Source organism: Pseudomonas sp. RIT-PI-a, from assembly GCF_001187875.1.
Lineage (GTDB): Bacteria > Pseudomonadota > Gammaproteobacteria > Pseudomonadales > Pseudomonadaceae > Aquipseudomonas > Aquipseudomonas coleopterorum.
On record NZ_LGIR01000007.1, the window covers coordinates 1 to 23,944 of the forward strand.

A 23,944-nucleotide genomic window follows, 5' to 3' on the forward strand; every position below is an offset into this window, starting at 1 on the left:
AGAATTTCTTGACGACCATAGAGCATTGGAACCACCTGATCCCATCCCGAACTCAGCAGTGAAACGATGCATCGCCGATGGTAGTGTGGGGTTTCCCCATGTGAGAGTAGGTCATCGTCAAGATTCAGTTCCGAAACCCCTATCTGCGCAAGCAGGTAGGGGTTTTGTCTATAAGTAGAAGTCCCAATATTTCGCTGAGGCTGGCCATGCCAGCCCGGCACACGGAATTTCTTGACGACCATAGAGCATTGGAACCACCTGATCCCATCCCGAACTCAGTAGTGAAACGATGCATCGCCGATGGTAGTGTGGGGTTTCCCCATGTGAGAGTAGGTCATCGTCAAGATTGAATAAAAAACCCCTGTCTGCTGACGCAGACAGGGGTTTTTGCTTTTCAGCCTTGCTGATCCTGCGCTTGGGCATTCGCCAGATAGCGGGTAATGGCATCGACGCCGCGTTGCAGATGCTCTCGCAGCAACTGGGTTGCAAGAGGGATATCACGTTGCCGAGCAGCTTCGATCAGCTGTCGATGGTCATCCTGTGCCAATTTGCGCAAACCCATGGCTTCCAGGTTGAAGCGCAGGAAGCGCTCCTCTTCAATCAACCCCTCGTCTACCAACTGCAACAGCCGGCGATTGTCAGCGCGTTTGTACAGCGTGTAGTGGAAGGCGCGGTTGAGTTGACTGATCTCAACGTAGTCGCCAGTTAGCTCCAGGCGTTCGATACAGTCCTGGGCATAAGCAAAGTCGGATTGCTCCAGAAACGGAATCGACAGGCGCAGGGCCTCGCATTCCAGCAGCATGCGCAAGGCATAGGTTTCCACTGAGTCATGATTGACCAGTGGAGCCACCACAGCGCCTTTGTGATGCACGACCTTCAATAGACCCTGTGCCTCAAGCTGACGCAAGGCTTCGCGCACCGGCATACGGCTGACGCCGAACAGTGTAGCCAGTTCCTGCTGCCGGATGGCCATGCCGCAGGGCAGGCGTCCATCGTAGATCGCTGCACGAACCTTTTCTTCGATCACCGAGCGCGCCAGATGCGCAGGCACCTGTTCACTGCCCAGAATGCTGGCCAGCACAGTGGTTTTTTCAGTCACGCCAAACAGCCTCTGTTATTTTGCGACATCCTGACGCAACCAGTTACACATTGAAAGGCGGCGCTTTTGAATAACCGTCTGGGAAGCCGGCAGCCAGACGAAGGGCAACGATGTGGCGACGAAAAGACTGCCCAGAACCTCGCGAAAGTGATTTCATCGTGCCATTGTTTTTTATTCAGCGCCCCCGCACCATGGTGGGCTGCAATGCGTCCCCGGCGGATCGAACACGTTGGTTACACGGTTGAAGTACCTACAGACGGTGCGCTGTCTCGCGATTGCCTTGGCCCTGGCGGGTACCTTGCTGGGTGGGCTTCGTGCCGATTGGGATTTCAACCAGATCAGTCGCCGTGCCGAGAGTTTGTATGGACCCTTGGGTGAGGGCGCGCAGCGTATCGATGCGTGGCAACGATTGCTGGCCACCCAAAAGCCACTGAGCGAAAGCGAGCAGTTGGAAGTGGTGAACCAGTTCTTCAATCATCAGCTGCGGTATCGGGAGGACCTCGATCTGTGGCATGAGGTGGATTACTGGGCAACGCCGGTGCAGTCGCTGCTCAAGGGCGCTGGCGACTGCGAGGACTATGCGATCGCCAAGTATTTCAGCCTGCGTCATCTGGGCGTCGCTGCCGACAAGCTGCGCATCACCTACGTCAAGGCCTTGCGACAGAACCGCGCGCACATGGTACTCACCTATTACGCCACACCGACTGCCATGCCACTGGTACTGGACAGCCTGATGGACCCTATCCTGCCTGCCAGCCAGCGTCAGGACCTGCTGCCTGTGTATGCCTTCAACGGTGAGGGGTTGTGGCTCACCGGCGCGGGCGGCAACAGGAAGGTAGGGGATACCAAACGCCTGTCGCGTTGGCAGGACGTGCTGAAGAAAATGGCCGCAGAAGGCTTTCCGGAAAGCCCGGATCATTAAGTGGAGCAACGATGTCTCTGTTCAAACAGCTGTTGATCGCGATATGTCTGTTTCTGGTGGTGGCTTTCACTGGCAGCTTCATGGTCAGCCTTGAAAGCTCGCGCACTCAGTACGTCAATCAGCTGCGCTCGCACGCCCAGGATGCGGCTACGGCGCTGGCGTTGTCGCTCACGCCCAACATCGATGACCCGGCGATGGTCGAACTGATGGTCAGCTCGATCTTCGACAGCGGTTATTACGCCAGCATTCGTGTGGTCAATCTGGCGGATGACAGCGTCATCGTCGAGCGAGCCGCAGAGCCGGATGGCAGTGGTGTGCCGGCCTGGTTCGTGAAGATGATCAATCTGGCCCCGGCGGGTGGTGACGCAATCGTCAGCCGTGGCTGGGAGCAGGCGGCTCGGGTGGAGGTGGTAAGCCACCCCATGTTCGCTGTGGCCAAGCTGTGGCAGGGCGCATTGGGCAGTCTGGGCTGGTTGTTGCTGTGCGGTGCTGTGAGTGCCGCGTTGGGCGCACTGCTGCTGCGTCGCCAACTCAAACCGCTGGACTATATGGTCGAGCAGTCGCACGCCATTGCCCGCCGGGAGTTCCTCAGCCTGCCCGATCTGCCCCGCACTCCCGAGCTGCGACGCGTGGTGCAGGCCATGAACCAGATGGTGGAAAAGCTCAAGGCGCTGTTTCACGAGCAAACCGTACGCAGTGAGAGGCTGCGTATCGAGTCGTACCAGGACAGCCTGACCGGACTGGCCAACCGACGCTACTTCGAGATGCAGTTGCACACCCGCGTCAGCAATCTGGAAGAGGCCAGCGCCGGGTATCTGGTGCTGTTGCGTATCAACGATCTGGCAGGCCTCAACCAACGTCTGGGTGGGCAGCGGACCGACCAGTTGCTGCAGGCGGTGAGTCAGCAGTTGGTTCGCACCTGTGCAGGTTATCCCGAGACGCAGAACCTGATCACCCGCAGCCGTGGTGGCGAGTTTTCCATACTGGCACCGGGCATGGTGCGCGAGGAGGCCCAGCAGCTCGCACAGGCGCTCGATGCGAACCTGCGCAGCCTGGCCCAGACCGGCGCCACCGATCTGCTGCCAGTGGCCCATCTGGGGCTGGCACCGTACACCCCGGGTGATGACCCGCACGCCTTGCTCAAGCTGGCGGACGAAGCCCTGGCGCAAGCCGAGGGGCCAGGGGACAGTTGCTGGGTGTGTCTGGAGCACCGGGCTCTGGCGACGGTGGAAAATGATCACCACGCCTGGCATACCCTGCTCGATGAAGCTCTGAGCCAGCGCCGCTTCCAGCTGTACTTCCAACCGGTGGTGAGTAGCGCGGACACCCAGCAGGTGCTTCACCACAAGGTGCTATCACGGCTGATCGACGAGCAGGGTCAGGCTGTGGCAGCGGGACGGTTTCTGCCGTGGCTGGAGCGTTTCGGCTGGTCCGCGCGGTTGGATCGGCTGATGCTGGAGCTGGTGCTGGAGCATTTGCGCAAGCACGACGCCACGCTCGCCTTGAACCTGTCTGCGGCGACCTTGAGTGATCCGCAGGCGTTGGAAGCGCTGTTCGAAAGACTGGCGCAGTATCCGTCCTTGGGCCCGCGTCTGATCCTGGAAATCGGCGAGGAGCAGATCCCCGAGCAGAGCGTGCTGGAGCAGTTCACGCGACGTCTGCGCAGCCTGGGCTATAGCCTGAGCCTGCAGCGCTTTGGCGGGCGTTTCAGCATGATCGGCAACCTGGCCCATTTGGGCCTTGGCTACCTGAAGATCGACGGCAGCTACATTCGCGCCATCGATCAGGAGAGCCACAAGCGGCTGTTCATCGAGGCCATTCAGCGGGCGGCGCACAGCATCGACTTGCCGCTGATTGCCGAGCGGGTCGAGACGGAAGGGGAGTTGCAGGTGATTCGCGAGATGGGGATTGCCGGCGTACAGGGTCAGCTCGTGGGCGAGCCACGGCCCTGGCAGGCAGGCTAGGTCTGCCGCACAGGCCTTCGTCCAGCTTCTGACCGTGCCTCTGCAGGCGCGGTGGTGAAGAGGTGCGAAGGCTTCAGATCAGGCCGGTTTCGTCGTCGTTGATCAGTTGGTTCAAACCGCCCAACGCCACCCGCGCGCTGGAACGATCCTTGAGCTTGGCCTGGGCCGCCGCTGGCAGATCGGTTACGCGAATGATGCCTTTGCTGGTCAGTACCTGGATCAGGTCGTCGAGTACCCGGATCATGTCCAGATCGCTCTGCTTGAGCTGTTTCAGGCTGGTTTCGACCACATCGTTGGCATACCACGCCTGGATCTCGTGGTGATCGGCCGGCAGGGTTTCCGTGGCTTCGGCATAGGGTGCCGCCTCCACACGGATCAATGCACCTTGTCGATCGCGTTGTACATAGAACATCGAAGCGCTCCAATCGAAAAAAAACCTGCCGAGACTGCAATGCAGCCTCGGCAGAGATTACACGGATTCCGACACTATGGATGCTGACGGCAGCCGACCCGTCGGGGCCAGCTGCCGATGGCATCAATCGTGGTGCTTGACCAGCAGGTCGCCACCGGAGATCAGCGACTTGATGGCATCGGTACCGCTGCCCCAGTGCGCATTGTCGACCTTGATGGTGACATCCGGCGTGACGGTGGCCGAAGCCGACGTCATGCCACCTTTGGTGCTGATCTGCAGGGTCGAGTTGCCGGCCGTGTCGGTGCTCAGCTTCAGGTAGTTCGCCAGGTTGGTTTCGGCATCCGATGGCAACAGGTCGGACAGATCCAGTTTGTCGCCTTCGGCATGGCTGAAGTCCTTGATGGTGTCGGTACCCACGTCACCGCTTTTCCACACGAACGTATCCTTGCCGGCACCACCGAAGAGCACGTCGTTGCCGGCACCGCCACGCAGGGTGTCATCGCCACGCTGGCCGTAGATGATGTCGTCGCCATCACCGCCGTTGAGGAAGTCGTTGCCCCCCTTGGCGACGGTGAACAGACCGGCCTGGCCCTCGGAGCTGGCAGGCCCGACGTTGAAATCGCTGGCGTGCTTGGTGATGTAGTCGTGTACCTGCTCGGAGGTGACGGAGCTTGCGTTGGTGACCGATTTCACGTACTCGGTCAGGGCTGCCGTACCCTCGGTAGTCACGCCCGCCTTGGTGAACGAGATGGTGTCGCCGAACAGGATGTCGTGGCCTTCGCCGCCGTTGATGGTGTCGCCACCGGCGGTGATGATGCTGTTCTTCAGTGCGGCAGCGATATTGCTGACATCGATCTTGGTCTGCACTTCGCCATCGCTGTCGAACTTCTGCAAGGTGGCCACGGTGGCGCTGTTGGAGTTGTTACCAACCCCGATCGCCTCCACGGTCGATACTTTGGCCAGGGCTGCGAATCCTTCGGCAGAACCCTCGACGACGGCGCTGTTGGTGGTGCGACCATCGCCTTGACGATTACCGGCCGTGTCCAGGTAGTAGGTGGGCTCGCCGTCGGTGATCAGGTAGCTGAGCTTCACGGCACCGGTGTTGCTGGTCGCTTCGGTCCCGTTGAACCAGGTCGCGGCTTTGTAGAACGCGGATTCGTAGTTGGTACCACCGGTGGCAGTGAGGGCGTTGAGACCCAGGCCGGCTTTGATCGCGTCCAGCGACATGTTCGGCGTCAGCGTCAGCGTGGCGCCTTGTTTGGCGTCGGTACCGAAGTCGACGATGGTCACCTTGACGGTGCCGCCCCCCAGGTTCTGCGAGAGCTGCTGGACCGCGTTCGCGACCGAATCCTTCGCGCTGGCCAGGGTGTCCTTCATGCTGCCGGAGCGATCCAGGATGTAGGCGATGTTGTAGCTGGCGCCGTTCTGCGTCTGGGTCGGTGTCACGTCGCCGACGATGATGTCGCGGCCGGTGGTGCCGTCCAGCGTCTCGGTGCCGGCGTTGCCGGTGATTGCGCTGTAGCTCTGTTTGGCCTCCACCACGTGCACGGTCAGGGTCTGTTCAGCAGCCGCTGCAGCGACGGCAGTACCGTCCTTGGCGCTGGCGTTGACCTTCAGATTGATGTCACCGGCAGGCGCATTGGCCGCGGTGGTCAGGGTCAGGGTGGACAGGTTCCAGTCGCTGACGTCCGCGACCTGTGCAGTGCTGCTGGCCGTGAAGCTGTGTGTGCCGTCACTGAGGGTGGCACCGGCCTGGATGTTGGAAATGGTCGTGGTCAGGGTTTCGGAACCGTCACGGTCGACCAGCTGCGAAGTGATCTCGGACAGCGCGATCGCCTTGCCAGCCACACCGGTGTTGCCGGTGGTGGACAGCGTGATGTTGTCCAGCAGGCCGCCGAACGAGTTCTTGTCCACCGAAGCGAAGGTCAAGGTCTTGCTGGCGGTGCTGTCCACCGGTAATTGCAGGCTGTAGTGCACCATGCCAACGGTGGTGCCGTTGATCACGGCGACCACCTTGTCGCCCCACATGACCTTGATGTCGGAATCGCCTTCATGCCCTTTGCGTGGCGAGTAGTCGAAGTCCAGGGTGTACAGCGAACCGGCCTTGGCGTTGGCCACGACAGTGTAGAGGTCGCTGGCGTCGCCCACGTTGCTTTCCAGCTCGATCACCTTGGTGCTGCTGGAGGTGCCGTTGTAGACGCTGTACGGATTGACCTCGATGTAGTTGTTGGCGTTGTGGGTCTTCCACGCTTCGCCCAACTGGCTGACCTGGCCACTGGTGACGGTGTTGGCGTCGCCGGACAGTGTCCACGAAGTTGGGTTGGCAACGCTCAGCAGCGGCGTATCGCTGACTGGCGCCACGGTGATGTCCAGGGTACTGACCGCACCGGTATTGGTGGTGTAGCTGACCGTTGGCACGGTGCCGCTCCAGTGCTCGTAACCCTTGGCCGGCGTGTAGGTGTAGCTGCCATCGGCGGCGATGGTCAGATTGCCGACCGTCACCGACTGGTTGCCCACGGTGGCGGTGACCGGCGCCGAGGCATGGCCGTTGGCGTCCATGGCATAGCTGGTGCCGCCGACGGTGAACTTGGCCACGGTCAGGCTGTTGTCACCGTCGCGATCATTGGTCAGCACGTTGCCGTTCAGGGTGGCGCCTTCATCGACCGTGGCGGTGTCGGCCACCAGGGTGTTGTCGATGATGTTAATGGCAACACTGGCGTGGGCCGGGTCTGGCGTCAGGCTCTGGAAGTTGCCACCGGTGACCGAGTCGATGGTCACGACCAGTTGTTCGGTCCCCTCACGCAACTGATCGCTCAGGGCGCTGATGGGGAAGGTCGCAGACGACTTGTCGGCGTTGATGACCACGGTGGTCTGGCCCTGGAAGTCGGCACCATTGGCCGCCTTGCCCGAATAGCTCAGGGTGACGGTGACCGGGCTCTTGGTCTCGTGGCTGAGGGTCAGCGTGTAGATGGCCGACTGGCCTTCGATGATCCGCTCGGCACCGGTGATACCGATGGTGGTCTGTGGACCGGTCACAGTGGTGCTGGCCGATGCATCCTGGTACAGCAGTTTTTCGAAGTTGCCATCGATCGGCTTGCCATCGGCGGCGTTGGCGATACCGGTGACGGCGACCGTGATCATACCGGCACGCGAAGCATCGTTGGCCACCGTGTAATTAACGGAACCTTGTGTAGCCTTGGCCGCGATGTCGATGGTCTGACCGTTCGACAGCAGCAGCTTCACGGCCTTGTCGGCCGCGTGGTCGAGGGTGGCAGTGTAGGTGATGACGCCGCCGTCGTTGACTGCCGATGTGGCGCTCAAGCTGACCTTGGTAGCGTCGATGGTGTCGTTGACCAGCACATTGACCGGCGTGGTGCTCGGCATCAGCGTGACGTTGCCGCCACCGCTCACGTTCTGGATGGTACGGCTGACCGAATCGGCGTCCTTGTACACGTCGTCCGCTGGCGCATCGACAGTGGTCGAGCTTGCCGAGGCGCCCTTGGCGATGCTGATGTTCGCGCCGTTGCCGATGTCGACCCGAATGGTGTCCTGAGCGTTGACGGCATTGCCGTGCAGGTCCGTCAGGGTGGCGGTGTACTTGATCACACCGCCTTCGAAGGTCTGCGGGTCGGCCGACAGAGTCACGACCACGGCGGGCTTGACCATCATCACGCTGTTGGCCACGACCGAGGTCGCAGCGTTTGCACCATTGCCCTGCACGCCGGTATCGGTCACTTCGACCGAAACTTGGCGCACGGTGCTTTCCGGATGCTCGCCGGTTGCCTTGAACATGATCGAACTGATCACGTCCTGATAGGTAGCACGACTTGCGGCACCTTCCAGAGTGATGGTCATGGTGCCATCGCTGCCCACGCCTGCGACCTTGTAGGCAATGCCTTGAGTGGTGGTGCCGTTGCCGGTTGCGAAGGCCGAGCTCAAGGTGTCACCGGCCATGGTGTTGTGGATGACGATCTTCGCGCTTTGCAGTTGATCGCCAACGGTGTTGTCCTTGTCGCTGATGCTCAGGCCTGTGACCAGATGGACAGCTTGTGCGGAGCCTTCGTTGAAGACCACACGTTCATCCATGGCGACCACGGGCGCGTCGTTCACGGCGTCGACGATGACGTTGAGCTTCTGGGTGACCGACGCAGGGTTGGCCGGGTCAGCGTTCTCGGTGGCGGTGGCCTTGACGGTCAGCGCCAGCGTGCCGTTGAAATCGGTCGGCGGCGTGATGGTCAGGGTTTTCAGATCCCATTTGGTGATATCGGCCGTGCCGGTGCCACCAGCCGTGGAAACGTAGCTATGGCCGGCGCCATCACGCAGCTCTGCACCTGCTGGGATACCGCTGATCTGCAACACGTGCAGTTCGGAGCCATCACGGGTGTCGCCGAAGGTGACGTTGATAGTGCTCAACTGGATCGCGGTGTTTTCGGCACCGTGGTTCAGTTCGTAACCGGCGTAGTAACCATCGCCGTTGCCGTCGACGTGCGGAGTGACCTTGATACCTTGGTTCACCAGGTCGGCGATGTCGGTGTACAGCAGCGCTCCGCTCTTACCGATCGCAGTGGCTGGGCCTTGGTCGACCGACAGGTTCAGGGTGTAGTTACCGGGCCCATTCTGGTTGTGGTGATACAGGTCGAGGCTGTAATAGCCGGTTTCCGTGGGCTTGAAGGTGCCGCTGAAAACACCCGCGTTAGGGGAAGAGCCTGGTCCCCAATGCGCAGTGGCCAAGTCCTTGCCGCCGACGTTGAATAGCAGACCGTCGTCGGCCTTGCCGCTGAAGGTGTAGGTCTTGCCAGCTTCGAGGAAGATCAGGCCGGTGACCTTGGTACCGGTGCCTTGGACGACACTGGTGTCACCCACATTGGAGATGACCACGCCCTGAGGCCGGTTGGCGGCTTCGATGGTGGACTTGATCAGTGCTGGATCAGCGCCTTCACCATTGGTGCCCAGACCTTTCAGACCCGTGTAGGTGTACTTGATCAGACCGGTCGGAACGACGTAGTCCGGTGTCAGGCTCAGGATCGGGGCATCGGCTACCGGCTTGATATCGATGGTGACCGTGCCAGGCTTGCCCACCAGCGCATCGACCGTCGGGGTGAAGGTGAAGCTGGCGTAGTCGCTGTGCTGGTCACCGGTACCGGCGTTTTTATAGGCATCGCTACCCGACTCGTCGGCTACTGGGACGAACTGCAGCTTGCCGGCATCGATGTCGGCTTTGCTGAAGGTAGTGCCCAGATCTGCTTGGGTGAGGTTTTTCCAACCGCTGCCGTCGTTGAACTGCAGGTTCCCGTTCGCCGGCAGGCTGGTGAACTTGATGCCCAGGTCGAGGGTGGGGTTGGCAGTTGGCTGGACGTTGAACGAAGCCCAGTCCAAGGCCACGGCATTGTCTTCGGTGCCGCTGAGCTTGTTGCCAGCCACGCCCTTGTTGTCGCCATTGTCGCCCACCACCGGCGCATCGTTGTCGATGATGACGGTGTTGACACTGGCGGCCTGCGGGTTGACCACCAGGCTTTCAAAGTTGCTGCCGGTTGGATTGGCGATGGTGACTACGACGTTCTCGCGGCCTTCGACCAGGGCGTCATCGACGATGGGCAGTTGGAAGTTGGCGCTGGTTTCCCCCGCCTTGATGGTCACGGTGATGGTGTCCGTGCCCCGATAGTCGGCACCTGTCGCGCTGCCACCGTAGTTCAGGTTCAGGGTGACCTTCGTATCGACATTGGTCGGATTGCTCAGGGTCAACGTGTAGTTCGCAGATTCACCTTCGGTCACCGACGCAGCGCCGCTGAGGCTGATGGTGGTGACATCGATCACATCGCTGACCTGGGTCACGACCGGGGTGGTGTTTGGAGCCAGTTGCTCGTAGTTGCCACCGGTCACGCCAGTGATGGCGGTGCTGACACTGTCAGCGCCTTTGTACACGTCGTTGCCGACGACGTAGGACACAGTGCCCGACGTCTGACCTACCGGAATGGTGATGGTCTGGTTGTTCGACAGGGTCACGACCACTGGCGATTCAGTGACAGGTGCGCCGACGGTGGCGGTGTAGACGATGGTGCCGTTCTCAGCCACGCCGCCTGCTGGCGTTTGTGCGGTCAGTACGACATTGGTGATGTCGTTGCTGTCGCTGACCTGGGTCACGACCGGGGTGGTGTTCGGGGCCAGTTGCTCGTAGTTGCCACCGGTTACGCCGGTGATGGCGGTGCTGACACTGTCAGCGCCTTTGTACACGTCGTTGCCGACGACGTAGGACACAGTGCCCGACGTCTGACCTACCGGAATGGTGATGGTCTGGTTGTTCGACAGGGTCACGACCACCGGCGAGATGGTTACAGGTGCGCCGACGGTGGCGGTGTAGACGATGGTGCCGTTTTCAGCCACGCCGCCTGCTGGCGTTTGTGCGGTCAGTACGACGTTGGTGACGTCGTTGCTGTCGCTGACCTGGGTCACGACCGGGGTGGTGTTTGGAGCCAGTTGCTCGTAGTTGCCACCGGTCACGCCAGTGATGGCGGTGCTGACGCTGTCGGCGCCTTTGTACACGTCGTTGCCGACGACGTAGGACACCGAGCCCGACGTCTCACCTACCGGAATGGTGATGACTTGGTCGTTCGAGAGCTTGACGACGACCGGTGTGCCAGTCACCGGATTACCCACCGTCGCGGTGTAGACGATGGTGCCGTTTTCCAGCACGCCGCCTGGTGGCGTTTGTGCTGTGAGCACGACATTGGTCACGTCGGTAACCGGGTCGACGATGACGTTCAGCTGCTGGCTGACCGAAGCCGGGTTGGCCAAGTCAGCGCTCTCGGTGGCGGTGGCCGTGACGGTCAGCGCCAGCGTGCCGTTGAAATCGGTCGGCGGCGTGATGGTCAGGGTTTTCAGATCCCACGTGGTGATATCGGCCGTGCCGGTGCCACCGGCTGTAGAAACGTAGCTATGACCAGCGCCGTCACGCAGCTCTGCGCCTGCCGGGATACCGCTGATCTGCAGCACGTGCAGTTCGGAACCATCACGCGTGTCGCCGAAGGTGACGTTGATGGTGCTCAGCTGGATCGCAGTGTCTTCGGCGCCGTGGTTCAGTTCGTAGCCGGCGTAGTAACCATCACCATTGCCATCGACGTGCGGGGTAACCTTGATGCCTTGGTTCACCAGGTCGGCGATGTCGGTGTACAGCAGCGCTCCGCTCTGGCCGATCGGAGTCACGGGGCCTTGGTCGACCGACAGGTTCAGGCCGTAGAAGCCCGGCCCGTTCTGGTTGTGATGGTACAGATCCAGGCTGTAGTAGCCGGTTTCAGTCGGCTTGAAGGTGCCGCTGAAGTCACCTGAAGTGGGATCGACACCAGCGCCCCAGTGGGCGGTGCTCAAATCCTTGCCGCCAACGTTGATCAGCAGACCGTCGTCGGCCTTGCCGGTGAAGGTGTAGGTCTTGCCGGCTTCGAGGAAGATCAGGCCGGTGACTTTGGTAGAGGTGCCCTGTACGACATTGGTGTCACCCACATCGGCAACGACCACGCCCTGAGGCCGGTTGGCGGCTTCGATGGTGGACTTTATCAGTGCAGGGTCAGCGCCTTCGCCATTGTTGCCCAAGCCTTGCAGGCCGGTGTAGGTGTACTTGATCAGACCGGTCGGAACGACGTAGTCCGGTGTCAGGCTCAGGATCGGTGCGTCAGCCACCGGTTTGATGTCGATGGTCACGGTGCCGGGTTTGCCCACCAGCGCGTCGACCGTGGGGGTGAAGGTGAAGCTGGCGTAGTCGCTGTGCTGGTCACCGGTACCGGCGTTTTTGTAGGCATCGCTGCCCGACTCGTCGGCCACTGGGACGAACTGCAGCTTGCCGGCATCGATGTCGGCTTTGCTGAACGTGGTGCCCAGATCCGCTTGGGTCAGGTTTTTCCAGCCGCTGCCGTCGTTGAACTGCAGGTTGCCGTTAGCCGGCAGGCTGGTGAACTTGATGCCCAGGTCGAGGTTGGGGTTGGCGGTTGGCTCAATGTTGAACGACGCCCAGTTCAGTGCCAGTGCGGTGTCTTCGGTACCGGTCAGTTTGTTGCCTGGCACGCCGCCGTTGTCGCCCACCACCGGAGCATCGTTGTCGATGATGACAGTGTTGACGCTGGCGGCCTGCGGGTTGACTACCAGGCTCTCGAAGTTGGTGCCGGTCGGATTGGCGATGGTGACCACGACGTTCTCGCGACCTTCGACCAGGGCGTCATCGAGGATGGGCAGTTGGAAGTTGGCGCTGGTTTCTCCCGCCTTGATGGTCACGGTGATGGTGTCCGTGCCCCGATAGTCGGCACCTGTCGCACTGCCACCGTAGCTCAGGTTCAGGGTGACCTGCGTATCGACATTGGTCGGATTGCTCAGGGTCAGCGTGTAGCTCGCAGACTCACCTTCGGTTACCGACACAGCGCCGCTGAGGCTGATGGTGGTGACATCGGTCACATCGCCGACCTGGGTCACGATTGGCGTGGTGTTCGGAGTCAGCTGTTCATAGTTGCCACCGGTTACACCAGTGATGGCTGTGCTGACGGTGGCGGCGCCGGTGTAGACGTCATTGCCCAAGGTGTAGGAAACAGTGCCACTGGTTTCGCCCACACCGATGGTGATGGTCTGGTTGTTGGACAGGGTCACGACAACCGGGGAGCCGGTGACAGGTGCGCCGACGGTCGCGGTATAGACAATGGTGCCGTTTTCCAGGGCGCCGCCCGCTGGGACGGTAGCGGTCAGTACGACGTTTGTGATGTCGGTGCTATCGCCAACCGGCGTTACGACCGGCGTGGTGTTCGGAGTCAGCTGCTCGTAGTTGCCACCGGTTACGCCGGTGATGGCCGTGCTGACAGGGTTGGCGCCGTTGTAGACGTCGTTACCCAGGGTGTAGGAGACGGTACCGCTGGTTTCTCCCACACCGATGGTGATGGTCTGGTTGTTCGACAGGGTCACTACAACCGGCGAGCCGGTGACCGGTGCGCCAACGGTGGCGGTATAGACGATGGTGCCGTTTTCAACGGCCCCGCCCGCTGGAACAGCGGCAGTCAGTACCACGTTGGTAACGTCGTTGCTGTCACTGACCGGGGTCACGACTGGCGTGGTGTTCGGCGTCAATTGCTCGTAGTTGCCACCGCTTACGCCGGTGATGCCAGTGCTGACGTTGTCGGCACCTTTGTACACATCGTTGCCAACGACATAGGACACCGAGCCCGACGTCTGACCGACGGAAATGGTGATGGTCTGGGTGTTCGACAGGGTCACGACAACTGGCGAGCCGGTGACCGGTGCGCCGACAGTGGCGGTGTAGACGATGGTGCCGTTTTCAGCGACGCCGCCTGCAGGAACGGTGGCGGTCAGTACGACGCTGGTGACATCGATGCTGTCGCCAACTGGAGTGACGACTGGCGTGGTGTTCGGAGTCAACTGTTCGTAGTTGCCACCGCTTACGCCGGTGATGCCTGTGCTGACGGTGTCTGCGCCTTTATACACGTCGTTGCCAATGACGTAAGTCACCGAGCCCGATGTTTGACCCACGGGAATGGTGATGACCTGGTTGTTCGACAGGCTGACGACCACTGGCGCGCCGGTCACTGGCGAATCGACCGTGGCGGTGTAGACGATGGTACCGTTCTCGACTGCGCCGCCCGCTGGGACTTCGGCGGTGAGAACCACGTTGGTCACGTCGGTGACCGGGTCGACGATGATGTTCAACTGCTGGCTGACCGAAGCTGGGTTGGCCAGATCGGCTTTTTCGGTGGCCGTTGCGGTAACGGTCAGCGCCACGGTGCCGTTGAAGTCGGTCGGTGGCGTGAAGGTCAGGGTGCTGAGGTTCCAGCCGGTGATATCAGCCGTGCCGGTGCCGCCAGCCTCGGACACATAAACGTGGTTGGCGCCATCACGCAGCACTGCACCCACCGGAATACCGCTGATCTGCAGCACATGCAGTTCGGAGCCGTCGCGGGTATCGCCGAACGAGACGGCGATGGTGCTCAGTTGGATCGCGGTGTCTTCGGCACCGTGGTTCAGTTCGTAGCCGGCGTAGTAGCCGTCGCCATTGGCGTCGACGTGCGGGACGACATCGATGCCCTGGTTGATGACTTCGCTGATATCACTGTAGAGCGGCACGCCGCTCGCACCGATCGACGTCGCTGGACCCTGGTCCACCGAGAGGTTCAGGTTGTAGAAGCCTGGGCCGTTCTGGTTGTAGTGATACAGGTCGATGCTGTAGTAGCCGGTTTCGGTCGGCGTGATGCTGCCGGTGTAGTCGCCCGAGGTCGGGTCGATGCCAGCGCCCCAGTGCGCGCCATCCAGATCCTTGCCGCCAACGTTGATCAATAGACCGTCGTCGGCCTTGCCGCTGAAGGTGTAGGTCTTGCCAGCTTCGAGGAAGATCAGGCCGGTGACTTTGGTACCGGTGCCCTGCACCACGTTCGAGTCACCGACATCGGAGATGACGACGCCCGGACGGCTGCCTGCGGCTTCGATGGTGGACTTGATCAATGCAGGATCAGCGCCTTCACCATTGGTGCCAAGGCCTTGCAGGTCGGTGTAGGTGTACTTGATCAGGCCGGAGATGGTCTGGGCCACAGACAGCACGGGGACGTCAGCCACCGGCTTGATGTCGATGACCACGGTACCCGGCTTGCCCACCAGGGCATCGACCGTCGGGGTGAAGGTGAAGTTGGCGTAATCGCTGCGCTGGTCGCCCGTGCCGCCGTTGTTGTAGGCATCGCTGCCCGACTCATCGGCCACCGGCACGAAGCGCAGTGTGCCTGCGTCGATTTGAGCCTTGCTGAACGTGGTGCCCAGATCGGCCTGGGTCAGGTCTCTCCAGCCCGAGCCATCGTTGTATTGCAGCGAGCCGTTCGCCGGCAGGCTGGTGAACTTGATCCCCAGGTCGAGGTTGGGGTTGGCGGTTGGCTCGATGTTGAACGAGGCCCAGTCCAGTGCCAGTACGGTGTCTTCGGTACCGGTCAGTTTGTTGCCTGGCACGCCGTCGTTGTCGCCGACCACGGGCGCGTCGTTGTCGATGATGACGGTATTGACGCTGGCGGCCTGCGGGTTGACTACCAGGCTCTCGAAGTTGGTGCCGGTCGGGTTGGCGATGGTGACCACGACATTCTCGCGGCCTTCGACCAGGGCGTCATCAACGATGGGCAGCTGGAAGTTGGCGCTGGTTTCTCCCGCCTTGATGGTCACGGTGATGGTGTCCGTGCCCTGATAGTCGGCACGTGTAGCGCTGCCGCCGTAGCTCAGATTCAGGGTGACCTGGGTGTCGACGTTGGTTGGATTGCTCAGGGTCAGCGTGTAGCTCGCCGATTCACCTTCGGTTACCGACGCAGCACCGGTGAGGCTGATGGTGGTGACATCGATCACATCGCTGACTGGCGTTACCACAGGAGTGGTGTTCGGGGTCAGCTGCTCGTAGTTGCCACCGGTTACGCCGGTGATGGCGGTGCTGACCGTGTTGGCACCAATGTAAACGTCATTGCCCAATGCGTAAGAAACGGTACCGCTGGTTTCACCGACCGCGATGGTGATGGTCTGGTTGTTCGACAGGGTCACGACAACCGGCGAACCAGTCACTGGAGCGCCGACGGTAGCCGTGTAGAGGATGGTGCCGTTTTCGAGGGCGCCGCCCGCTGGGACAGTGGCGGTCAACACGACGTTGGTGACATCAACGCTATCGCCGACTGGCGTCACGACCGGCGTTGTGTTCGGGGTCAGCTGCTCGTAGTTGCCGCCGGTTACGCCGGTGATCGCGGTGCTGACGGTGTCGGCGCCGTTGTAGACGTCATTGCCCAGGGTGTAGGAAACGGTACCGCTGGTTTCACCGACCGCGATGGTGATGGTCTGGTTGTTCGACAGGGTCACGACAACCGGCGAGCCGGTGACAGGTGCGCCAACGGTAGCCGTGTATAGGATGGTGCCGTTTTCCAGGGCGCCGCCCGCTGGGACAGTGGCGGTCAGCACAACGTTGGTGACATCAACGCTATCGCCAACTGGCGTCACGACTGGCGTGGTGTTCGGGGTCAGCTGCTCGTAGTTGCCGCCGGTTACGCCGGTGATCGCGGTGCTGACAGTGTCGGCGCCGTTGTAGACGTCGTTGCCCAGGGTGTAGGAAACCGAGCCGCTGGTTTCGCCTACACCGATGGTAATGGTCTGGTTGTTCGACAAAGTCACGACAACCGGGGAACCGGTGACAGGCGCGCCTACCGTAGCGGTGTAAACGATAGTGCCATTTTCAACAGCGCCGCCCGCTGGGACGGTAGCGGTCAGTACGACGTTGGTGACATCAACGCTATCACCAACCGGCGTCACAACCGGCGTTGTGTTCGGGGTAAGTTGCTCGTAGTTGCCACCGGTTACGCCGGTGATCGCGGTGCTGACGGTGGCGGCGCCGTTGTAGACGTCGTTGCCGAGGGTGTACGAAACGGTACCGCTGGTTTCGCCCACTGCGATGGTAATGGTCTGGTTGTTCGACAAAGTCACGACGACTGGCGAGCCAGTGACGGGGGCGCCAACGGTAGCCGTGTATAGGATGGTGCCGTTTTCCAGCGCGCCGCCCGCTGGGACAGTGGCGGTCAGCACAACGTTGGGGACGTCGATGCTATCGCCAACCGGGGGCACGACCGGCGTGGTGGTCGGGGGCAGCTGCTCGTAGTTGCCGCCGGGTACGCCGGGGATTGCGGGGCTGACGGGGGCGGCGCCGTTGTAGACGTCGTTGCCGAGGGTGTACGAAACGGTACCGCTGGTTTCGCCCACTGCGATGGTAATGGTCTGGTTGTTCGACAAAGTCACGACGACTGGCGAGCCAGTGACGGGGGCGCCAACGGTAGCCGTGTATAGGATGGTGCCGTTTTCCAGCGCGCCGCCCGCTGGGACAGTGGCGGTCAGCACAACGTTGGTGACGTCGATGCTATCGCCAACCGGGGTCACGACCGGCGTGGTGTTCGGGGTCAGCTGCTCGTAGTTGCCGCCGGTTACGCCGGTGATTGCGGTGCTGACGGTGGCGGCGCCGTTGTAGACGTCGTTGCCCAGGGTGTAGGAAACGGTACCGCTGGTTTCACCGACCGCGATGGTGATGGTCTGGTTGTTCGACAGGGTCACGACAACCGGCGAGCCGGTGACAGGTGCGCCAACGGTAGCCGTATAGAGGATCGTGCCGTTTTCCAGGGCGCCGCCTGCTGGAACGGTAGCGGTCAACACGACATTGGTCACGTCAACGCTATCGCCAACTGGCGTCACGACCGGCGTAGTGTTCGGGGTGAGTTGCTCGTAGTTGCCGCCGGTTACGCCGGTGATCGCGGTGCTGACCGTGGCGGCGCCGTTGTAGACGTCGTTGCCCAGGGTGTAGGAAACGGTACCGCTGGTTTCGCCCACTGCGATGGTAATGGTCTGGTTGTTCGACAAAGTCACGACAACCGGGGAACCGGTAACAGGCGCGCCTACCGTAGCGGTGTAAACGATAGTGCCATTCTCAACAGCGCCGCCCGCTGGAACAGTAGCGGTCAACACGACGTTGGTGACATCAACGCTATCGCCAACTGGCGTCACAACCGGCGTTGTGTTCGGGCTCAGCTGCTCGTAGTTGCCACCGGTTACGCCGGTGATCGCGGTGCTGACGGTGGCGGCGCCGTTGTAGACGTCATTGCCCAGAGGGAAGGAAACCGAGCCGCTGGTTTCGCCTACACCGATGGTGATGGTTTGGTTGTTCGACAAGGTCACAACCACTGGCGAACCAGTGACAGGTGCGCCAATGGTAGCGGTGTAGACAATGGTGCCGTTTTCGACGGCGCCGCCGGCCGGCGTGGTCGCGGTGAGCACGACGGTCGTCGTGTCGATCGAGTCGACGATGTTGACCACCGCAGGCGTTGTGCTTGGCACCAGGCTTTCGAAATTGCCACCGGTAGCGCCGGTGATGGTGGTGTTGAGGGTAGTCGGGTTGTTGTAGACGTCGTTGGCCGGTGCGGCCACGTCGATCGACCCCGACGACTGACCAGCCGCGATGGTAATGGTGGAGCCGTTTGACAGGGTCACGGTTACCGGCGTCTGCGCCGGATTGGTGAGCACGGCGGTGTAAGTGATCGTCGTGCCTTCGGTGACGGGGTTGTTGCCCACGGTCAGGGTCACGGTGGTGACGTCGATTGTGTCGTCGACACGGGTGACGGCCGGGGTCGGATCGGTGGTGACTGCCAGGTCGCCACCGCCGGTGGTGCCGGTGACGGTTACGGAGATCTGCGACGGATCGATGTAAGGCGTGTTGGTGTCCGGCACGGTGACGTTGACGGCGCCTGTGGTTTGGCCGGCGGGAATGAGCACCGATTGGCCATTGGACAGGTTGACGGTCAGGTCGGCAGAAGGTGCCTGGGTCACGGTGGCGGTGTAGGTGATCACGCCGCCGGCTTCGGTGATGGCGGTCGTTGCCGTCACGGTCAGTGTGGCCGTGCGCTGGACGGCCGGGTCGTTACCGGTGTCGGCGTTGATCGGGTTGGTATCGCCTTCGATCTCGCGCGTATTTTGCGCTGCACCCGCGTTCGGACCTTCGGTGGGGTAGCCCACGGTGGGATCGACTTCGCCTGCGGTTTCGCTGAGCAGTACGAAGCTGTGGCTACCGCCGCCTTCACCGCCTGTGTCGTTCGCGCCCGGGCCTGCGGCCGTGGCTTCCAGATCCTGGGTAGGGTCGGCGCCGGCCGCGATGGCCTGCTGCAACTCTTCTACCGAAGGGGCCGCCTGAGCCGTGGCAGCGCTCAGATCGGCGATTGAGTCGGGCGTGTTGGCACTCCATTGAGTGTCGCGTCCCAGGTCGATGGTGCGGCCATCGGCCAGCGCCAACGTGACCGCACCGGCTTCACCCGTAACGACCTGCTCCCCGGCGAACAGCCGATCCCCTTCGATAAGCACTCGGCGAATCCCCTCGGGGGACACTGCGAATACTTGGCCAACAATGCTTTTGACGATGGCAACAACACTGCTCATGTGGGTGACTCTCCGGGGTGACGATTCGTTTGGTACGGTGCCTGAACATCGTCAGTGAAGGCGACGGGCATTCGGTACGTATTGTATGTTGTAATATTGACGCCAAACTATTGTCTTAAATCCGCTAAAATGAACTTTATGACAATGTATTGACCTATTTGGCGCCATCCTAAACAATCCATTGTGTAATGTCACATTGATATTTCTTAGGTATGCAAAACGCTTCAACAGCGTGAGTTCATTGACGTCAAGACGACAACGACTGACATTTTTCGCCGGTTGATGTGACAAAAAAAGTCGCTTCTGGAATATCCAGGAGATGTCGTCAGGAAGGCTCGCCATGGATGCGTCGCAAGAAAGCCGGATGTAGCACAAAGCCTGCCAGGCGCGGGCTGCACAGTACGTGGAGCGTGGATGAACGGTAAATGGCCTGGGGCTTGGCGTACGAGTCGCCGGTGCGAAAATGGCGAGTTCAGGCTTACCGTTATATGTCAGTCACACAACATGGGTGGATGGACAAACATCACAACGGAAAGTTCGAAATTGTTGGTGTGCAAGTTATAAAGGCTAACTCCTTGTGTTGATTGAAGAAATTTTTTCACCGGGGCACGGGTGCCAAATCGCCACTGACTGTTGATTGGCGAAATGACTGCTCACCCCGGTCGGATTGAATCAGCGATGAAACACACCCCATGGCTATCGAGGTTGCCCGACTCGCCGTGCATCCGTTTGCCAAACGAGCTCATGCGAAGCCAGCGACCAGCGTGTACGCTGGCATCCCTTGTGCAAATGCAACCCAAACCGCTGCCAGACCAGGCGGGATGAACTGATCCTGATAGGGTCGAGGTGTTCAATGAGCGATAAGAGAGTGTCAGCGTGGATTCGGAATTAAGTTCGGTACTACTCAGCCAGGACCCACGCAGCCAGCACGATGATCCGTTGCTCGACGGCCTGCTGACGCTGTGCTCGCTGCATCACAAGCCCGCCAGCCGCGCCATGCTGACCACCGGTCTGCCGCTGCCCTCGCAGCGTCTGACCGCTGACCTGCTGCCGCGGGCCGCTGCACGCGCCGGTCTGCAAGGCCGTGTACTGCAACGCAAGCTGGATCAGATTCCGTCCATAGCGCTGCCGGCCATGCTGATGCTCAAGGACGCGCGCTGCGCCGTGCTGTTGGGCTGGGAAGGCGATACCGCGCGGTTGCTGCTCAGCGAAAGCGATGGCGGTGAAGTGCGCGTGGCGCGCGAAACGCTGATTCAGGATTTCACCGGCCGGGTGTTTTTCGCCCAGCCGCAGCACAAGTTCGACGTCACCAATGGCTCGCTGATCCCGCGTGCCCATTCCTGGTTCCGCGACACCCTCAAGCGCTCGCGCTGGCTGTATGCCGACGCCATCGCCGCCAGCCTGGTGATCAATATCATCGCCCTGGCCGCGCCCCTGTTCGTGATGAACGTCTATGACCGCGTCGTGCCCAACCAGGCCACCGCGACCCTGTGGGTGCTGGCGGTGGGCATCTGCGGTGCCTACCTGTTCGACCTGCTGCTCAAGGGGCTGCGCAGCCTGTGCCTGGACCTGGCCGGCAAGAAGACCGACCTGATCATCTCGGCCACGCTGTTCGAGCGCATCGTCGGCATGTCGATGAAAAACCGTCCGGCGCGCGTGGGCAGCTACGCCCAGAACATCCATGAATTCCAGGGCATGCGCGACTTCCTCACGTCGCTGACCCTGACCAGCCTGATCGACCTGCCGTTCACCATCCTCATCCTGCTGGTCATCGCCTTGCTGGGTGGGCATCTGGTCTGGATTCCGATCATCGCGTTCCCGCTGGCGCTGGGCATCGGGCATTTCCTGCAAAAGCCCCTGACCAAGACCCTGGAGCGCACCATGGCGCTGGCCGCCGAGCGCCAGTCGAGCTTGATCGAGACCCTGGGTGGCCTCGATGCGGTCAAGGTCAACAACGCCGAAAGCGAGCGCCAGTACCAGTGGGAACAAACCATTGGTACGCTCAGCCGCCTGGAATTGCGGGTCAAGACCCTGTCCAGCCTGGCCATGAACATCACCTTGCTGATTCAGCAACTGGCCGGTGTGGCGATCATCATCTTCGGTGTCTACCAGATCATCGAAGGCAACCTGAGCATGGGCGGCCTGGTGGCCTGCTACATGTTGAGTGGCCGCGCGCTGGCGCCGCTGGCGCAACTGTCCGGTCTGCTGACCCGTTACCAGCAGGCCAAGGTCACCATGGTGTCGGTCGACCAGATGATGGAGCTGCCTCAGGAGCGCAACTTCGACGAGCGCCCGATGAGCCGTCAGGTGCTGCAGGGGGCCATGGAGTTTCGCAACGTCGACTTCACCTACCCGAACCAGCAGAACCAGGCGCTGCACGGCATCAACCTGACCGTGCGCCCCGGCGAGAAGATCGGCATCATCGGCCGCAGTGGCTCGGGCAAGAGCTCGCTGGCCAAGCTGCTGGTAGGGCTGTACCAGCCCGACGCCGGCTCGTTGCTGGTCGATGGCGTGGACATTCGCCAGATCGACGTCAGCGAGCTGCGCCACAACATCGGCTACGTACCGCAGGACATCCAGCTGCTGGCCGGCACCCTGCGTGACAACCTGGTGTCGGGCGCTCGCTACGTCGATGACGAAATGGTCCTGCAGGCCGCCGAACTGGCCGGTGTGCACGAGTTCGCCCGCCTGCATCCGCAGGGCTATGAACTACAGGTCGGCGAGCGCGGGCAGAATCTCTCCGGCGGTCAGCGGCAGAACGTGGCGCTGGCGCGGGCGCTGCTGCTCAACCCGCCGATTCTCTTGCTGGACGAACCCACCAGCGCCATGGACAACACTGGCGAGGAGCGCCTGAAAGCGCGCCTGCAAGCCGTCATCGAGAACAAGACCGTGATTCTGGTTACCCACCGTGCGTCGTTGCTGAGCCTGGTCGACCGCCTGCTGGTGATCGACCGCGGGCAGATTCTGGCGGATGGGCCGAAGGCTGCCGTCATGGAAGCGTTGAAGAAGGGGCAGATCAGTGTTGCTTAAATCCTCCTCCGGCGGCTTCAAGAACTCCCTGGTGCGCTACTTCAAGGGCTCCGATTCGCTGGATGGCCAGCCCTTGCCCGAGGTCGAAAAGGCGCTGATCGACGATGCGCCGCGCATCGTGCGCCTGACCATCTGGGGCGTGATCGCGTTCTTCGTGTTTCTGCTCGCCTGGGCGCACTTTGCGGTGATCGACGAGGTGACCAAGGGCGACGGCAAGGCGATTCCTTCTTCGCGCATCCAGAAAATCCAGAACCTGGAGGGCGGTATCGTCGCCCAGATCTACGTCAAGGAAGGGCAGATCGTCGAGGCGGGCGCCCCGCTGATTCGCCTGGACGACACGCGCTTCGCTTCCAACGTCGGCGAAACCGAAGCCGACCGTGTGGCCATGGAGCTGCGCGTGGAGCGTCTGAGTGCCGAGGTGGAAAACCGGCCGCTGAACATCACTGCCCAGGCGCGCAAGTCAGTGCCCAGCCAGGCGGCCAACGAAGAGTCGCTGTACATGAGCCGTCGCCAGCAGTTGGCCGATGAAGTCGGCGGCCTGCAGCAGCAGTTGGTGCAGCGTCAGCAGGAGCTGCGTGAGTTCACCTCCAAGGCCGAGCAATACCGCAACAGCCTGAACCTGCTGCGCCAGGAGATCAGCATGTCGGAACCGCTGGTGGCCAGGGGCGCAATATCGCCCGTCGAAGTGCTGCGTCTGCGCCGTTCGGAAGTGGAAACCCGCGGTATGCTCGACGGCACCACGCTGGCAGTGCCGCGTGCACAGGCGGCGATTGGTGAGGTCCAGCGCAAGATCGACGAGACCCGCGGCAAGTTCCGCAGTGAGGCGCTGACCCAGTTGAACGAGGCGCGCACCGATCTGGCCAAGACCCAGGCCACGGCCAAGGGACTGGAAGATCGGGTGAGCCGTACCATGGTGACCTCGCCAGTGCGCGGGATCGTCAAGCAGGTGCTGGTCAACACGGTCGGTGGGGTGATCCAGCCGGGTAGCGACATGGCCGAGATCGTACCTTTGGATGACAGCCTGCTGGTGGAGGCGCGGATTCGTCCGCAGGACATCGCGTTCCTGCATCCGGGGCAGAAGGCGATGATCAAGTTCACGGCCTATGACTACACCATCTACGGCGGTCTGGAAGGCACCCTGGAACAGATCGGCGCCGACACGGTGCAGGATGAAGAGAAGAAGAACACCTTCTATCTGATCAAGCTGCGGACCAACAAGAGTCATCTGGGCTCCGATGAAAAACCGTTGCTGATCATTCCCGGGATGGTGGCTTCGGTGGACATCATCACCGGCAAGAAGAGCGTGCTGAGCTACCTGCTCAAGCCGATCATCAAGTCCCGTGCCGAGGCATTGCACGAGCGGTAAGGATTCACTCGTTAGCGGCCGCTCACGTTCCACTGTAGGAGCGGTCTGCGGCCGCGAAGGGCTTGTGCGGTGTGTCTGACACCCTGCGGCGTGTTCTTCGCGGCCGGTGACCGCTCCTACCAGGGATTACATTCGGTCGGGCATTCTTGACGAAATGTTTCCGTTCCGCGAATATAGATAGTTAGCAAAC

Annotated in this window: 7 protein-coding genes and 2 rRNA genes; 6 read left to right on the forward strand and 3 right to left on the reverse strand. The window is 61.4% G+C overall.

Features of this window, described 5'->3' with window-relative positions; translation table 11 throughout:
- Nucleotides 1-7 precede the first annotated feature (7 nt).
- Both rrf (AC788_RS02060) and rrf (AC788_RS02065) read left to right on the forward strand, forming a co-directional pair.
- A 5S ribosomal RNA gene (gene rrf, locus AC788_RS02060) occupies nt 8-123 on the forward strand.
- Between the two features lie 107 nt (nt 124-230).
- Nucleotides 231-346, forward strand: a 5S ribosomal RNA gene (gene rrf / locus AC788_RS02065).
- Between the two features lie 48 nt (nt 347-394).
- On the opposite strand, the gene AC788_RS02070 is transcribed toward rrf (AC788_RS02065), so the two are convergent.
- Complete coding sequence (locus tag AC788_RS02070; protein ID WP_049858984.1) at nt 395-1,099, reverse strand: GntR family transcriptional regulator; 705 nt, start codon at nt 1,097-1,099, stop codon at nt 395-397.
- A 241-nt stretch (nt 1,100-1,340) separates the two neighbouring features.
- On the opposite strand from AC788_RS02070, the gene lapG reads away from it, so the two are divergent.
- The gene (gene lapG, locus AC788_RS02075) at nt 1,341-2,021 is read left to right on the forward strand and encodes a cysteine protease LapG (protein ID WP_236690448.1); all 681 of its coding nucleotides are present in this window, start codon (nt 1,341-1,343) and stop codon (nt 2,019-2,021) included.
- An 11-nt stretch (nt 2,022-2,032) separates the two neighbouring features.
- Nucleotides 2,033-3,985: a cyclic di-GMP receptor LapD gene (gene lapD, locus AC788_RS02080; RefSeq protein WP_049858985.1), complete on the forward strand. Its 1,953-nt coding sequence runs from the start codon at nt 2,033-2,035 to the stop codon at nt 3,983-3,985.
- Between the two features lie 73 nt (nt 3,986-4,058).
- Here lapD and AC788_RS02085 read toward each other — a convergent pair whose 3' ends face one another.
- On the reverse strand, nt 4,059-4,397 hold the full coding sequence (locus AC788_RS02085) for a hypothetical protein (protein WP_049858986.1): 339 nt from the start codon (nt 4,395-4,397) through the stop codon (nt 4,059-4,061).
- Nucleotides 4,398-4,520: 123 nt separating this feature from the next.
- The gene (locus tag AC788_RS02090; protein ID WP_049858987.1) at nt 4,521-19,358 is read right to left on the reverse strand and encodes a retention module-containing protein; all 14,838 of its coding nucleotides are present in this window, start codon (nt 19,356-19,358) and stop codon (nt 4,521-4,523) included.
- Nucleotides 19,359-20,234: 876 nt separating this feature from the next.
- On the opposite strand from AC788_RS02090, the gene AC788_RS02095 reads away from it, so the two are divergent.
- Both AC788_RS02095 and AC788_RS02100 read left to right on the forward strand, forming a co-directional pair.
- Entirely contained in the window at nt 20,235-22,388 is a 2,154-nt protein-coding gene (locus AC788_RS02095; RefSeq protein WP_049858988.1) for a type I secretion system permease/ATPase, read from the forward strand.
- The gene (locus tag AC788_RS02100) at nt 22,378-23,754 is read left to right on the forward strand and encodes an HlyD family type I secretion periplasmic adaptor subunit (RefSeq protein ID WP_049858989.1); all 1,377 of its coding nucleotides are present in this window, start codon (nt 22,378-22,380) and stop codon (nt 23,752-23,754) included. The genes AC788_RS02095 and AC788_RS02100 overlap by 11 nt, the downstream gene beginning before the upstream one ends.
- Nucleotides 23,755-23,944: the final 190 nt, after the last annotated feature.

What these genes read in the sequence shown, in the direction of transcription:
- lapD (WP_049858985.1), top strand. Translation starts at nt 2,033, where the DNA reads ATGTCTCTGTTCAAACAGCTGTTGATCGCGATATGTCTGTTTCTGGTG.
- AC788_RS02085 (WP_049858986.1), bottom strand. Translation starts at nt 4,397, where the DNA reads ATGTTCTATGTACAACGCGATCGACAAGGTGCATTGATCCGTGTGGAG.
- AC788_RS02090 (WP_049858987.1), bottom strand. Translation starts at nt 19,358, where the DNA reads ATGAGCAGTGTTGTTGCCATCGTCAAAAGCATTGTTGGCCAAGTATTC.